The sequence below is a fragment of the Mycolicibacterium sp. lyk4-40-TYG-92 genome (assembly GCF_030209435.1).
GTDB lineage: Bacteria > Actinomycetota > Actinomycetes > Mycobacteriales > Mycobacteriaceae > Mycobacterium.
On sequence record NZ_JARVRX010000030.1, the window covers coordinates 1 to 13,536 of the forward strand.

Genomic DNA, 13,536 nt, shown 5'->3' on the forward strand with positions numbered 1-13,536 from the left:
AACCTCACCCTGGCCTGCGGACCCGACAACCGCCTCGCCGACACCGGCGGCTGGAGCACCACCATGGGCCCCGACGGCCGCACCCACTGGACCCCACCACCACTACTCGATGTCGGCCAACCCCGCACCAACCAGCACCACCGCCCCACGCTGTACACCACAGAGCGCGGCGGAGACGCCGACTGCGATGGTGAAAGCGACAGTCCCGCAAGGTGATACGGCGCGCTGAGCTGGTCGCGCCGGGCTGGCGGCCGCCTTGCTAAGGGGCGGACGGTGTCGCCGCGCGAGCCGTGCGGCTGCGGCAAACCCGCTGCGTGGATAAAGGCGAACAAGACCCTGCCGCAGTGCCTTGGTTCGGCGGGCCGTCCCATGCGCGCGGGTTCGATATGAAGCTTCGGCAGCTATGCACGGGTGGGCCACCGACGCAGGCCCCGCAGACTCCTACCGGTTGGCGACAACTACGAGAGGCGAATATGGTGCGCTGCAGACGAATTGGCTGCGACCTACCACCAAGGGTCGGCGGCGACACCCAGGGCCGCAGTGGTCACCGAGGCAAGTCACGCCGAGGTTCGGTCAGTCAGTAGGGCCGCGGGTCAGGCATGGCGGTCAGGCCGGGAGTCGGTCAGCTCGGGAAGAAGCCGTCACCGGTCTTGAAGCCGGGCTGCCAGCCCTGCGGGCCGAGGCACAGCAGCGGGCGGCCGTCCGGGGCCTGCGCAGCGGTCTGCGGGCCCGGGCACGGCGAACCGATGTCCTTCACACCCTGGATCGCGTAGGAGTAGCCCCAGAATCCGGTGTCGACCGGCGGCCACTGGTTGGGGATCCAGTGACAGGCCATCGAGGCGCCACCCGGGCCGCGGCCGAAGATGAAGATGTCGTGGTTGTCGCACGGCGCGCCGTTGACGGCCTGGTAGTTCATGCCGGGGACGTCGGTGGGGTAGCGGCCGGGATCGTCGCTGCCGCCCAGGGCCGGATCGGCGCTCGCGAACGGTGCCAGCCCGATGGCGGTTCCGGCGATCGCCGCGGCCACCGTCAGTACCCGAAACATCCTGGTCATCTCCCCTCGCACTACTGCCACACGACAATGTGGCAAAGCGTAGCGTGTCAGCCGCGTCGCCGGGGATATTGTCGGAAGGTCAATATCAGTGGGGTTCGGGCCGCGGCGTTTGGTCGTCCTGGGACGGACTCACCTGCTCCGGTGCGTCCAACACACTCACCCCGATGCCGTACGGGAGGAACCTGACCTTCCGGGACGGGTCGGTGTTGTTCTTGTTGGCCCGCAGGGCCTCCAGTTCGGAGGGGTAGACCTCCTCGACGTGTGCCCCGCCGTCCGCGGCCACGGTGTACACCACCCACACTCCGTCGCCCGTGTCGCCGGTGGTCTCGGGCTGTGCGGCGGGCCGCGGCGTCCGGGTCAGGTCGTTCACCACGTTGGCCCAGGCGGCACCGCGCCCGAGGCGGTCGAACACGCCGCGGATGCCCTCGCCCGTCTCGCGCAGAACGCGATCGAACTCTTCCGGATCGATGCCGAACGGGCCGTTGTTGCTCATACCGACCAGTGTGCGCGCCATCGGCCACATCTGCCACGGCGATCCGCCGGCCATCCCCTCGCAGCTGAACTCGGCGGTGGTGGACGATGGAGACATGTCCGTACCGCAATCGCCGACCCGCGACGACCTCCTGGCCACCGTCGAGCGTTCGCCCGCCGCCACGGCCGCGCACGACAAGGCCGCCTGGGTGGGTCTGTTCAGCGCCGATGGCCGCGTCGAGGACCCGGTCGGTTCGCGGCCGCACGTCGGGCACCGCGCCATCGGGCAGTTCTACGACACCTTCATCGGGCCGCGCACCATCGTGTTCCACCGGGACACCGACATCGTGGTCGGAAACACCGTCGTGCGTGACCTGGAGCTGGAAGTGCACATGGGTACCAACGTGCAGCTGCGCATTCCGGTTTACCTGCAGTACGACGTGGTGACCGAGGGGTCCGACCCGTCGCTGAAAATCTCTCGGCTGCAAGCATTTTGGGAGCTGCCGGGCATGGTCGTGCAGTTCGTGCGGTGCGGCGCCGCGGCGCTGCCGGCGGGGTTGGGGCTCTCGGGCGCGCTGCTGCGCAACCAGGGGCCCGGCGGCGCGGTGGGTTTCCTTGCTGGTCTGCGCACCGGTGGTACCCGGGCAAAACGGTCGCTGACCGCGCTGCTGGCCGACGCCGCGACCGGCGACGAGCTGGCGGTCAAGCGGCGGCTCAGCGAGCCGGTACAGCTCACCCGCGGCTCCGACGCCCGGCTCAGCGTCTCCGAACTGGTCGAGGAGCTCGCCGGCTGCCGGGTGCAGAAGGTGCTCGCCGCAGGCCGGTACGTCCTGGCCGGTGTCCGGCGGGACGGCTACCGCGGTGTGGTCATCGCCGAGCTGGCTCTCGCCGGCCGGGGGATCATCGGCCTGCGACTCTTTGCCGAATGAAGCCGCCAGTTGCCGCGGCTTCCGTCCCCGACATGAGAACGTAGTCACACCATGCCAGTGCAACCACAACACGAATACATGTCCTACGAGGAATTCGGCCGACGATTCTTCGAGGTCGCCGTCAGTGAGGAACGTGTCGCGGACGCGATCGGCGGTATCGCCGGTGAGGCCTTCGACATGGGTCCCATCGCGCAGGGCCCCGGCGGGCTCGCGAAGGTCACCGCGCGGGTGCAGATCAAACACCCGGTGGTGGCCAGGACGCTCGGTGAGGAGATCACCTTTGCGATCCGCATCCCGCTGGAGATCGACATGACGCTGGACCTGCGCATCGACCGGCCCCGGTTCATGGTGTTCGGCGAGATCAACCTGACCGCGACCGCGCGGGCCGCCCACCCGCTGCTGCTCGTCATCGACGTCAAGACGCCCCGGTCGTCGGACATCGCCATCCACGTCACGTCGTCGTCGATCCGCGCGGAGCTGCTACGCATCGTCGGTAACGTCGACGGCGAGATCCGGCGGTTCATCGCCCACCATGTGGCAGGCGAGATCAACAGTGCAGATGCCAAGGTCATCGACATCGGGACCCGGATCGCGAGCGCCTGGACGGGCGTCTGAGACGGCCGCGAAGCGGTATCGGCAACCTGCTTCCCCTATGATGAGGGCATCATGAAGAGCACATTCGGCACCGCCATCGCAATCGCAGCAACCACCGTAGGCCTCGTGGGCAGCCTGGTCACGGCCGGTGCGGCCAGCGCCGATGCAGGTGTCGACGCCTTCAACAACGCGCTCAGCAACGCTGACATGATGATGCCGAACGGCTCAGATCCGGTCGCGCTGGGCGAGTCGGTGTGCCCGATGCTCGCTCAGCCCGGCCAGACGCTGGCCGACGCCGCGGCCAAGGTCGCCGACGGATCGGGTATGTCGCTGGGCCCGGCCACGATGTTCACGGGCTTCGCGATCTCGGCCTTCTGCCCCGGGGTCATGGGCGCGCTCGGCCGCGGCGAATCCCCGCTGCCGCTGGGACTACTCGGCCTCGGATAACGCGGGGCTGGCGTCGAGCGGCGCCATGACCGGGCGCTTCGGCTCGAGCCCCTTGCCCCGAGAACTGCCCAACGTGTGCCGCCACACCCAGGGCATCAGCATGTTCTGCGCCCACATCAGCTGCGAGTACATCCGCTCGCGCAGTCGCGGCAGCACGAGTTCGCCCTCGACCTCTGCCCAGCGGTGATCGCTGCCCGGCAGACCCAGCGCCTCGGCGGCGGCATCGGCGAACAGTTGGTGACCGTGCGGGGAGCCGTGCACCCTGTCCACGGCCCAGGTCGCGGGGTCCAACATCGAGGTGGCCGCCGACAGGTCGACCAGCCGGAAGCCGAAGTGGGCCGAGTCGGCCCGGATCACCTCATTGATCCGGCGTAGCCGGCCGCTCAGCACCCGTCCGACCGGCAGGATGCGGGCGATGTCGGGAAACGTCGTCGTGACGACGGTCGCGCCGGTGGCGGCGAGCTCGGTATGCACGCGGCGCATGTCTGCCAGCGCCTTGTCGAAGCTGCGCACCGGCCGTGTCACGTCGTTCATCCCGATGCAGCTGGTGATGAGGTCGGGGTTCATGTCCCGGGCCAGCGGCAGTTGCCGGTCCAGCACGTCACTGATGCGGCGACCCCGCACTGCGAGGTTCGCGTATCGGAGTCCGGGCTGTAGGGCGTTGAGTCGCCAGGCCAGGCGGTCGGCGAAGCCGTGGATCCCCGTGTTGTCATCGCCGTCCAACAGGCCTTCGGTCTGGCTGTCGCCGAGCGCGACGTATCGGGAGTAGCCGATGGTCACGTCCGTGACTGTAATGAAGGATCGGCAGATCTTCAGCGCAGCGGATCAGCCCGGCCAGATCAGATCGAGCGGACGGCCCACGACGCCGAGTTGGTTGATCAGTTCGTCCAGTACGGCGCGTGGCAGGTCGAACCGCCATTCCGGCAGAGTCGCGCCGAACCGTACGACGCCCGGACCGAGCTCAACCGAGGTCACGGTCATGCCGTATGGCAGCTCGGGCAGCCGCACCGGGTATGCCGGGGCGAGCCCGGGCACCGGCACCCGGGCGGAGCCCAGCGTCAGGCCGCGGGGCTTGAGCCACAGCGTGTTGCCGTGCAGGTGGGGATCGACCTCGACGACCCCGGAGCGGAACCGGGACAACCGGATTCGGGCGACGCCGTCCCCGCCGATCTCGGTGCTGACGCGCGGTTCGGCGGCCCGGATCAGCTCATCGAGCGAGTCGGACGGCACCTCCACCGTCAATTCGACGGGTGCGGCGGCCAGCATGGGCGGAACCGAGGGCCGGATATGCAGGTTGTTCAGCTTCGCCGAAATCGAATTCAGCATGGTGCCAGCCCATTTCACCTTGTGTGCGGTGATGCTGACGGTGCCGATGTGGCCGACAGCGAACATGCCGGCATCCCACCGGGAATCGAACTCCGTCACGGTCAGGGCCAGGTCACTGGTGCTCAGGCGGACGGTGATCCGGCGCCCGATCACCAGCGGCCGCACCGTCAGCAACGCCGTCCGATAAGCCGCGGCCGCTCCGGTGCTCACCGGCAGCACCGCGGCGGTCGAGACCACCGAGGTGAACAGGTCGAACGGTCGGAGCGGGTCCCACCGGCGCGGCGGACGCGTCATGGGCTCCAGCATGCCTGGATCTGCCGCCCGTGCACCACTCGGTGCCCAGGGAACGGGCTCCCGGTAGCGTCGAGTCGTGGCTGAGTCTGATGAGCTGTACCGGCAGCGCGACCGAGCTGATTCCTTCGGCGGAGCTGCGCGGTCGTATGACCGGCACCGACCCCGATATCCCGAGGCCATGCTCGACGAACTGGTCGGGGCGGGTTCGGTCCGGGTCCTCGACGTCGGCGCCGGGACCGGGATCGCGTCCCGTCAGCTGATCGCGCATGGGGCGGAACTGGTTGCGCTGGAACCGGATCCGAGGATGGCCGAGATCGCCACCGAGCATGGCGTGGCAGTCGAGGTGGCCACCTTCGAGGACTGGGACGATGCCGGCCGCACCTTCGACGTGGTCCTGTTCGCCCAGTCGTTCCACTGGGTCGACCCGGCCGCGGCACTGCCGAAGATTCGCCGGCTGCTCGCCCCGGGCGGCCGGCTGGCGCTGGCGTGGAACCGCCTGTTCCCGGTTCAGCCGTCGCGGGCGGACTTCGCGGAGGTCTACCGCGACTTCCTCGATGCCGCTTCACCTTTGGTGACCGGGACACCCACCGGCGGAACCGGCTCGGGCATGGACAGCGACGACGTGGTGGCCGATCTGGGGGCCGCGGGTTTCGCGGTGCGGCAGCTGACCTACCCCCGCGGTGAGCAGTACAGCCGCGAGCAGTGGCTGGACCTGGTATTCACCTACTCCAACCACCTGGTGTTGCCCGCCGACCGGGCTGCCGAGCTGCGGGCCCGACTGGGTGCGGTGATCGGCGACGGCGGCGTCCAGGCCGGCGGCGACACGCTGCTGATCGTGGCGGAGCCGACGTAGGCCGCCGCTAGTCCCGCAGGCGGCGGATGGGCCGGGTCTCGATGGCGTTGATCGTCAGGGCGCGGCGCCGGATGCGCCAGCCGTCGCCGGTCCGGGCGTACTCGTCGTCATACCGCAGGTGCCACACCAGATCGGTGACGCCGGAGTCGGCGCCGCGGGTCCAGTGGTGGGCGACGCACGTGATGCGGCCGCGAGCGTGGTCCGCGGCCTCGGAGTAGACCTCGCCGACGATCTCGTGCTGGGTGCGGGCGACACCGGCCAGGGCTGCCATCGCAGCCCGCACCCCGTCGGGTCCGTGCCCGGACCGTACCGGGTCCAGCGCTCGGGGCGGATCCGGCAGAACCAATTCCGCTGTGCTGGTGAAGAGTTCGACGACGTCGTCGAACCGGCGGTCGTCGACGGCCGCGGCGTAGCGATGCACCAAATCCGTCAGCGCCAGCCGGTCGGCGACCGTCAGCGGCACGGCGTGAGCCCGAGTCGTTCAGCGCACGCCGACAACATGTCCCTGGCCTCGTCGATGTCGGTGACCGGTGGCATGGCCAGCACGATGCGGTCGGCGCCCAGCTCCGCGAGCCGGCCCGCCCGGTCGGCGTCGACCTTGGGCACCAGATGTCCGAGGGAGAGTTCGAGGGCATCGGGATCCCGGCCGGCCCGCTCGGCCGATTCCCGCATCAGCGCGATCAAGCCCGACAGTTCCGCGCCGGCGACACCGAGGGGCTGCAGACCATCGCCGCGCCGGCCGGCGCGGCGGGCCGCGGCGCGGCTGTGGCCGCCGATGTGGATCGGTATCGGCGACACCGGCTTGGGATAGCAAGCAGCATGGGCGAATTCGAAGAACTCACCGGAATGGGTTGCCCCGTCCGGCTGGTCCGACCACAGCAGCCGCAGCACGTCGATCTGCTCGTCGGCCCGGCGGCCGCGCTCATCGAACGGGGCTCCGCACGCCTCGATCTCCTCGCGCAGCCAGCCCATGCCGACGGCCAGGCGAATCCGTCCGCCGGACAATGCATTCAGCGTGGTGACCCGCTTGGCGAGCACCACCGGGTGGTGGTTCGGCAGCACCAGCACCCCGGTCGCCAGGCCCAGGGTGCTCGTCTGCCCGGCCAGGAACGTCAGCAGCTCCAGCGGATCCGGGACCGCACAGTCGGCCGGAATGTCGACCCGGCCCGAGGGGTCGTAGGGATAGACACTCGAGTACTCGGTCAGCAGTACCGTATGTTCCACGGCCACAATGGATTCGAAGCCACAGCTCTCCAGGTGGCGGGCGAACTGCGTCATCCAGACCGGATCGGCGGTGACGCCGGCCGCGACCGGGGCGACCACGGCGAACTTGGGTGCCATCAGCGCCGCCGCTCGCTACGGCGAATCTCTTCCCAGCATTGCAGGCGCGTCATCCCGGTCCGGTCCATGCATTCGCGGATCGGCGTTTCCTGTTCCGGCGCAGGCGTTTCGGTGGTGGTCGGGTTGGTCGGGGTGGTGGCCGGCGGGGTGGTGGTCTCGACTGTGACGGTGCTGGTGACCGTCGCCTCGGTGGGTGCGGCGGACGGCTCGGTGGGCGCGACGACCGATGCCGAGCTCGGTGGCGCCGTGGTGGTCGTCGCCGCAGGACGAGGCGCTGCCGGCTGTTCGTCCTTGGCGCGGGTGAACTCGATGGCTGCAAAGACGAGTGTGGCCATCAACAGCACCGTGAGCACCACGGGCAGGATCAGTGAGCGGCGGGTCCGGGTGGCCTTGTCGGGTTGCAGGACCTGTGTCCGGCCGGGCGCGGCGGGCGCCAAGATGGTGGCATCTACGCCCGTACCGCCCAACCCGTGCTGAAGGGCGCGGGCGAAATCGGCGCACTTGTCGAACCGGTCCTTGGGATCCTTGGCAAGTGCTTTGGCCAGCACCGGGTCCAGGGCGGCCAGATCGGGCCGCCGCTCGGAAAGCAAAGGCGGAGCCGCGCTCAGGTGCTTGCCGATGATCACCGCGGCATTGGAGTTCTCGAACGGCGGTGCGCCGGTGAAGAGCTGAAACGCGGTGGCCGCCAACGCATACTGGTCGGCGCGCCCGTCGATGAGGCTGCCGGTCAGCTGCTCGGGGGCGGCGTAGAACACGGTGCCGACCGTCATGTTGGTGGCCGTCAGCCCGGCGGAGTCATTGGCACACCGCGCAATGCCGAAGTCGGCCAACTTGATTCGCCGGCTCGCCGGATCGGTGTCACTGATCAGGATGTTGGCCGGCTTGACGTCGCGGTGCAGTAGATCGTGCTGGTGCGCGTAGTCCAGCGCGTCGGCGACCGCGCTGATGATGACGACCGCCTGATCGTCGGTTACGCCGCCGGCACCCCGGAGCAGGCGGCTGACGTCGATGCCGTCGACGTACTCCATCGAGATCCACAACTGGCCGTCGAACTCGCCGCGGTCGTACACCCCGACGATATTCGGGTGCGACAACGCGGCCGTCAGGTCCGCCTCGCGCAGGAACCTCTCGCGGAACTCCTGATTGGTCGACATCTCAGGGCGCAGGACCTTGAGCGCGTCCTGCCGGGGGAGCCGCGGGTGCTGGGCGACGTAGACCTCGCCCATTCCGCCGGAACCCAGGCACCGGACGATGGTGTACCCGGCGAAGTCGGTCCCCTCGGCCATTGGCATTGGGGCATCGTAAACCGGTGCCGGCAGCACTCTGTCAAAGGTCGAGCGTCAGCGGCCCGTCATCCTGTGCGCGCGACACACAGATCAGTGCCTGACCGGCCTCGCGTTCGGTTTCGGTCAGCAGGCCGTCACGGTGATCGACCGCACCGGCGAGCACCTTCACGCGGCACGTGCCGCAGAAGCCCTGCTGACACGAATACGGTGCGTGCACACCGGCTTTGATCAGTGCCGTCAGCAAGGTTTCGTCGGCCGCGACGGCGACGGTCTGGCCCGTCGACGCGACCTCGACCTTGAACTCGTGGCCGTCGATCACCGGAGGTGCGGCGAAGCGCTCGAAATGCAGTTCGATGTCGTCGGCGTCGACGAGCCGAGCGCGGATGGCGCCCAGCATCGGTGCCGGGCCGCAGGTGTAGACCGCGGTACCGGCCGGGCAGTCGCCGAGCAGATCGTCGGCACTGGGCAGGCCGTGGACATCGTCGGTGCGAATCGTCACACGAGAACCGAATTGGGCGAGTTCGTCCAGGAACGGCAGCGTGTCAGTGCCGCGGCCGGTGTAGATCATCGACCAGTCGATACCGAGCTTCTCGGCGCGGTGGAGCATGGAGAGAATCGGGGTGATGCCGATGCCGCCGGCAATGAACCGCAGCCGTTGCGTGGGTGACCCGAAGCCCGGGACGGTCATCGGGAATGCATTGCGGGGTCCGCTGGTGGTGATCACGTCACCGACCGCGAGCGTATGCGCCTCGATCGAGCCGCCACCGCCGCCCGGTATGCGGCGCACGGCAATTCGGTACGAGCCCTGCTCGTCGGGATTTCCGCACAGCGAGTACTGCCGGATGAGCCCGCTGGGCAGGTGCACGTCGATGTGGGAACCGGGATGCCAGGCGGGCAGGACGGAGCCGTCGGCCGAGCCGAACGTCAGCGCCACCACGTCCTGGTCGTGGGCGACGACCTGCCGTTCGAGCAAGCGGAGCCGAATCTGTCGGTCGACGGTGGCCAGCGGCCGGGTGCGCCGAATGGCCGTCGTCACCGCGAGGCCGCCGCTGATGACGGCGTCGGCAACGGTCACCAGCATGTCGTGGCGCGTCAGCCCGAACACGCTGGGCGGAGCGAGCCGCACCCGGGGGCGGCCGCGCATCAGTGGTGTGCCGCGCGAGCGGCGGGGGAGTTGGCGAGGTACGCGACGGCCTGAGCCGTGGAACCCATGTGTTCGGGGCTGTAGCTGGGTTTGAAGTAGGCCAGGGTCTGCACGAACAGCAGATTCCAGTACTCGGGCAGCAGACCGAGCTTCGAATCGTTCATCCGCATCCGCTGCATCTGCCACCAGCTCAGCTGCAGTTGTGGGTCGCTCTTGACCAGGAACCGCATGCCGCGCTGGAAGAGGACATACAGGCCGCTCCCGGCCACGGCCATGGCGCGGACGCGGGTCAGATAGCTGTCCCGGAAGTAGGTGGCGACGTCATGGGCGACCGAACGGTGTTCGACCTCCTCGGCGCCGTGCCAGCGGTACAGGTCGGTCAGCGTCGGGTCGGCGTCGTAGTCGTCCCAGTTGCAGTTCAGCACGAAATCGCCGAGCACCGCGGTGAAGTGTTCGATGGCGGCGATCAGCCACAGCCGTTCGATGAGGTGGTTCATCTTCCGCCGCGGATTGGTGGTCTTCGACGGGGCCAGGATTCTCTGGAAGACGAATTCGATCTGATCGAGCAGCGGCGCCACGTCGACGCCGGAGGCGATCATGTAGTCGTGCATCACGGTGTCGTGGGCCTCGGCGTGCATGGCCTCCTGGCCGATGAACCCGCGGACATCCTCGGCGAGCTTGGGATCCTTGATGAGGGGCAGTGCCTCGTTGAAGACCTCGACGAACCAGCGCTCGCCGGCCGGCAGCATGACGTTCAGCAGGTTCACGAGGTGCGACGACACCGGGTGGTCGGGAATCCAATACTTCGGCTTGTCCGCGGTCTCGAATGCCACGTTGCGGGCCTGGATCTGCACCGGACCCGGGTCTACCTCGTGAGCGAAACGCTGTGGTCGCAGCATGGAACGGCTACCTCCGGATCCTCAAGCATCGTTGCGAGTGGATTCAGTGTAAGCGTTTTATGTGGGAACGGCGGTACTGGGTTTTGCCGCGATTTGGCGAAGCGGCATCCCGGCAGCTCAAAACAGTGTCTTGACCTGCTGGAATGCCGCTCCGTCAAACAGCTACATACCGGGGACCGACATGCCCGGCTGCGGGCCGACAGGCGTCGCCTGCACCGTCGTCACCCCGTTGGAGCCGACCTGCGGACCCTTGGGTGCGCCGGGAGCGCCGCCACCGGCCGCAGGCGCACCGGCCTGGGCGTCCTCGACGGCCTTGGTGGTGCAGTTCAGCATCAGGATGACGCGGCCGTGGCTGCCCATCTTCTCCTGATCGACGATGCACTGCGCCTGCGGCACATCACTGCCGACCGAGCCGCCGAACGTGGCCTTCACACCCTGGCTCTTGAGAATCGAGACGGCGCGCGCGTAGGACTCACCCACCACATTCATGGAGCTCGAACCGCCGGGATCCGACGTGGCCACCGACGAGCCGAACATCGCAGTGACACCCACCGCCACCGCACCTGCTGCCACGGCACTGGCCGTCAGCATCTTCAGCTTCTTCACCTGACCTCCTCGAGTACAGCGAAGATAGCGCAGATGACGAGGTGGAGAAACTCGAATCAACTCAATCCCGGTGTCACCGCGTCGGCCATCACCTGCGCCAACGCGGCCGCGCGCGGATCGGAAAACAGGTCTTCGAGGAGGATTTTCCGGCCGTCGGGACCCGCCAGCGGCACCCGCCAGTTGGGATATTCGTCGGTGGTGCCCGGCTGATTCTGCGTCCGCACGTCGCCGACGGCGTCGGGCAGCGCCAGCGCCAGAAGCCGCGACGGAGTGCGTGTGAGGTAGCGGTACAGGGCGAGGACGGTCTGGTCGGCGTCGATCGCATCGGGCGCGTTCGGTGGCAACAACCCCGCCGCCCGCAGGACGTCGAGCCAGCGCTGTTGGTCGGCGTGATCGGCCGCGACCTCTTCTTCATAAGGGCGGGTCAGCAGCCCCAGGTCGCGGCGCAGTCGCAGATGCGCGCCGGCCAGGTAGCCGGCCGTCGGCGGCAGGTCATGCGTCGTCACCGCCGACAGGCAGTACTCGCGCCACCGTGGCGCGGGCAGCGGGCCACCGTCCTGATCGGCCTCGAACCACAGGATCGAGGTGCCGAGCAGGCCGCGGTCGCGCAGGTAGTCGCGAACCCACGGTTCGACGGTCCCCAGATCCTCGCCGACCACCACCGCGCCGGCGCGGTGCGCCTCCAGCGCCAGGACGCCGATCATCGCCTCGTGGTCGTAGTGGACGTAGGTGCCGTCGACCGGCGTCGCACCGTCCGGAATCCACCACAGCCGGAACAGACCGATGATGTGGTCGATGCGGACACCGCCGGCGTGCCGCAACACCGCCCTGACCACGGCGCGGAACGGCTCGTAGGCCCGCTCCACGAGCTGGTCCGGACGCCACGGCGGCTGCGACCAGTCCTGCCCGAGCTGATTGAACTCGTCCGGCGGCGCCCCGGCCGACACCCCGGTGGCCAGCACGTCCTGCAAGGCCCAGGCGTCGGCGCCGCCCGGGTGCACGCCGACCGCCAGGTCGTGGACGATGCCCAGGGACATCCCCGTCTGAACCGCGGTGGCCTGCGCGGCGGTCAGCTGGTCATCGAGCTGCCACTGCAGCCACCGATGGAAATCGATACGGCTGCTGTGCTTTTCGGCGAAGACCCGTACCGCCGGATGGTCCGGGTGCTGAAATTCCGCGGGCCAGTCGCGCCAGTCGTCGCCGTGCTTCTCGGCCAGCACGCACCACGTCGCAAAGTCGTCGAGCGTACGTCCGATCCGTTGCCGGTAGCCGTCGTAGGCGACGGCCCGGCCCGCCGAGCGGCCGGCCCGGTACACCTCCTTGAGCGCATTGCGCTTGGACTTCCAGGCCGCGTCGCGATCGATGAAGTCGTTCTTGTCGGCGCGGGACTGGGCGTCGGCCCGCGCCTTGCGCAGCGTGGCCGGCGTGCGGACGGCGGTGTATTCCGGAATGGCCTGCACGCGCAGATACAGCGGGTTGGCGAACTGGCGCGAGGTGGGCAGATACGGCGACGGCTCCATCGGGGCCACCGGGCCGGCGGCGTGCAACGGGTTCACCAGGATGAAATCGGCACGGTGCCGGGCGGCCGACCACACGGCGAGGTCGGTGAGATCCGTGAGATCGCCGGTGCCCCAGGAGTTCTGCGAACGCACGCTGTAGAGCTGCGTGGCCAGGCCCCAGGCCCGACCGCTGCCCAGGCGGCTCGGCAGCGTCAGCGCATCGGGGGTCACGATCAGGACGGCCTCGGCATCCGCCGCAGCGCCGGCCTGGACGTGCAGCCGGTGGTAGCCCAGCGGAAGATCGGCGGGCAGCTCGAAGGTCGCCTCGCCGACCAGGCGGCCACCGAGATCGAACGGCGGCCGGTTGTTCTCCAGCTGGCGCAGCCCGGCCCGCACCGAACCGTCCTCGAGCCGGATCCACACGCCGACAGGTGCGCCGTGGGTGACATGGACCCAGAAACTCGATGCCTGACCCGCCCGGCCGACGATGGTGGGGGACAGGGTGCGCTGCCAGTACGTGCGCTCGTGGTCGGCCAGGGCCGCCGTGCACGCGTCCTCGGAGTCGGCGGGCACGCCCAGCGCCGCGAGCACGGCGACGAGCGTGGACGCGGCGACGGCGTGTTGCGCACCGCTCCAGTCGATGTACTCGGTGGCCACACCGTGGCGTCGGGCGAGCTCGACGAGCGACGCGGTGCGTTCAGTCATGCGCGCCATCTTGCCGCGATTCGGAGCACCATGGGAGCTGAGCCGCTTGTCCGGAACGGGAGGTTGCGGGCGCATATCCGGCCGGCGG

The 13,536-nt window shown here is 68.9% G+C and carries 15 protein-coding genes and 1 pseudogene; 5 read left to right on the forward strand and 11 right to left on the reverse strand.

The features are described 5' to 3' along the window. Nucleotides 1-216, forward strand: a pseudogene (locus QRN63_RS28695) (HNH endonuclease signature motif containing protein); the annotation flags it as partial. A gap of 406 nt (nt 217-622) precedes the next feature. Here the strand turns inward: QRN63_RS28695 and QRN63_RS28700 are convergent. Then, nucleotides 623-1,045 carry a hypothetical protein gene (locus QRN63_RS28700; RefSeq protein ID WP_138249432.1) on the reverse strand — a complete coding sequence of 141 codons (423 nt, stop codon included), beginning with the start codon at nt 1,043-1,045 and terminating at the stop codon, nt 623-625. A 94-nt stretch (nt 1,046-1,139) separates the two neighbouring features. Then, nucleotides 1,140-1,547, reverse strand: a complete 408-nt coding sequence (locus tag QRN63_RS28705) for an Rv0313 family protein (RefSeq protein ID WP_285034541.1) — start codon at nt 1,545-1,547, stop codon at nt 1,140-1,142. A 94-nt stretch (nt 1,548-1,641) separates the two neighbouring features. Between QRN63_RS28705 and QRN63_RS28710 the strand changes: the two genes are divergently transcribed. Genes QRN63_RS28710 through QRN63_RS28720 form a run of 3 tightly spaced genes read left to right on the forward strand, consistent with a single transcriptional unit; the run spans nt 1,642 to nt 3,495 of the window. Beyond that, nucleotides 1,642-2,454, forward strand: coding sequence for a nuclear transport factor 2 family protein (locus QRN63_RS28710; protein ID WP_285034484.1), 813 nt, complete (start codon nt 1,642-1,644; stop codon nt 2,452-2,454). A 51-nt stretch (nt 2,455-2,505) separates the two neighbouring features. Then, nucleotides 2,506-3,069, forward strand: coding sequence for a hypothetical protein (locus QRN63_RS28715; protein WP_036420306.1), 564 nt, complete (start codon nt 2,506-2,508; stop codon nt 3,067-3,069). A gap of 51 nt (nt 3,070-3,120) precedes the next feature. Continuing rightward, nucleotides 3,121-3,495, forward strand: coding sequence for a DUF732 domain-containing protein (locus QRN63_RS28720; RefSeq protein ID WP_267317695.1), 375 nt, complete (start codon nt 3,121-3,123; stop codon nt 3,493-3,495). On the opposite strand, the gene QRN63_RS28725 is transcribed toward QRN63_RS28720, so the two are convergent. Together QRN63_RS28725 and QRN63_RS28730 are read right to left on the reverse strand one after the other, a co-directional pair. Next, complete coding sequence (locus QRN63_RS28725) at nt 3,478-4,275, reverse strand: SGNH/GDSL hydrolase family protein (protein WP_285034485.1); 798 nt, start codon at nt 4,273-4,275, stop codon at nt 3,478-3,480. The genes QRN63_RS28720 and QRN63_RS28725 overlap by 18 nt on opposite strands. A gap of 45 nt (nt 4,276-4,320) precedes the next feature. Then, complete coding sequence (locus tag QRN63_RS28730; RefSeq protein ID WP_285034486.1) at nt 4,321-5,115, reverse strand: LmeA family phospholipid-binding protein; 795 nt, start codon at nt 5,113-5,115, stop codon at nt 4,321-4,323. 94 nt (nt 5,116-5,209) lie between these two features. Here QRN63_RS28730 and QRN63_RS28735 point away from each other — a divergent pair, with 94 nt between their 5' ends. Then, nucleotides 5,210-5,968 carry a class I SAM-dependent methyltransferase gene (locus tag QRN63_RS28735; protein ID WP_285034542.1) on the forward strand — a complete coding sequence of 253 codons (759 nt, stop codon included), beginning with the start codon at nt 5,210-5,212 and terminating at the stop codon, nt 5,966-5,968. 7 nt (nt 5,969-5,975) lie between these two features. Here QRN63_RS28735 and QRN63_RS28740 read toward each other — a convergent pair whose 3' ends face one another. The 7 genes from QRN63_RS28740 to malQ form a co-directional block, all read right to left on the reverse strand. Next, complete coding sequence (locus QRN63_RS28740; protein WP_267317692.1) at nt 5,976-6,431, reverse strand: nuclear transport factor 2 family protein; 456 nt, start codon at nt 6,429-6,431, stop codon at nt 5,976-5,978. Next, nucleotides 6,422-7,309: an LLM class F420-dependent oxidoreductase gene (locus QRN63_RS28745; RefSeq protein ID WP_285034487.1), complete on the reverse strand. Its 888-nt coding sequence runs from the start codon at nt 7,307-7,309 to the stop codon at nt 6,422-6,424. Before QRN63_RS28745 ends, QRN63_RS28740 begins: the two co-directional genes overlap by 10 nt. Next, nucleotides 7,309-8,601 (reverse strand): serine/threonine-protein kinase, encoded by a 1,293-nt coding sequence (locus QRN63_RS28750; protein ID WP_285034488.1) that lies wholly within the window; start codon nt 8,599-8,601, stop codon nt 7,309-7,311. Before QRN63_RS28750 ends, QRN63_RS28745 begins: the two co-directional genes overlap by 1 nt. 34 nt (nt 8,602-8,635) lie before the next feature. Next, the gene (locus tag QRN63_RS28755; protein WP_285034489.1) at nt 8,636-9,739 is read right to left on the reverse strand and encodes a PDR/VanB family oxidoreductase; all 1,104 of its coding nucleotides are present in this window, start codon (nt 9,737-9,739) and stop codon (nt 8,636-8,638) included. Next, complete coding sequence (locus QRN63_RS28760; RefSeq protein WP_267317688.1) at nt 9,739-10,638, reverse strand: metal-dependent hydrolase; 900 nt, start codon at nt 10,636-10,638, stop codon at nt 9,739-9,741. The genes QRN63_RS28755 and QRN63_RS28760 overlap by 1 nt, the downstream gene beginning before the upstream one ends. Nucleotides 10,639-10,800: 162 nt before the next feature. Beyond that, a complete protein-coding gene (locus tag QRN63_RS28765) occupies nt 10,801-11,244 on the reverse strand; it encodes a hypothetical protein (RefSeq protein WP_285034490.1) in 444 nt (147 codons plus the stop codon). Nucleotides 11,245-11,300: 56 nt separating this feature from the next. Continuing rightward, the gene (gene malQ / locus QRN63_RS28770; protein WP_267317686.1) at nt 11,301-13,448 is read right to left on the reverse strand and encodes a 4-alpha-glucanotransferase; all 2,148 of its coding nucleotides are present in this window, start codon (nt 13,446-13,448) and stop codon (nt 11,301-11,303) included. Between the last annotated feature and the right edge of the window lie 88 nt (nt 13,449-13,536).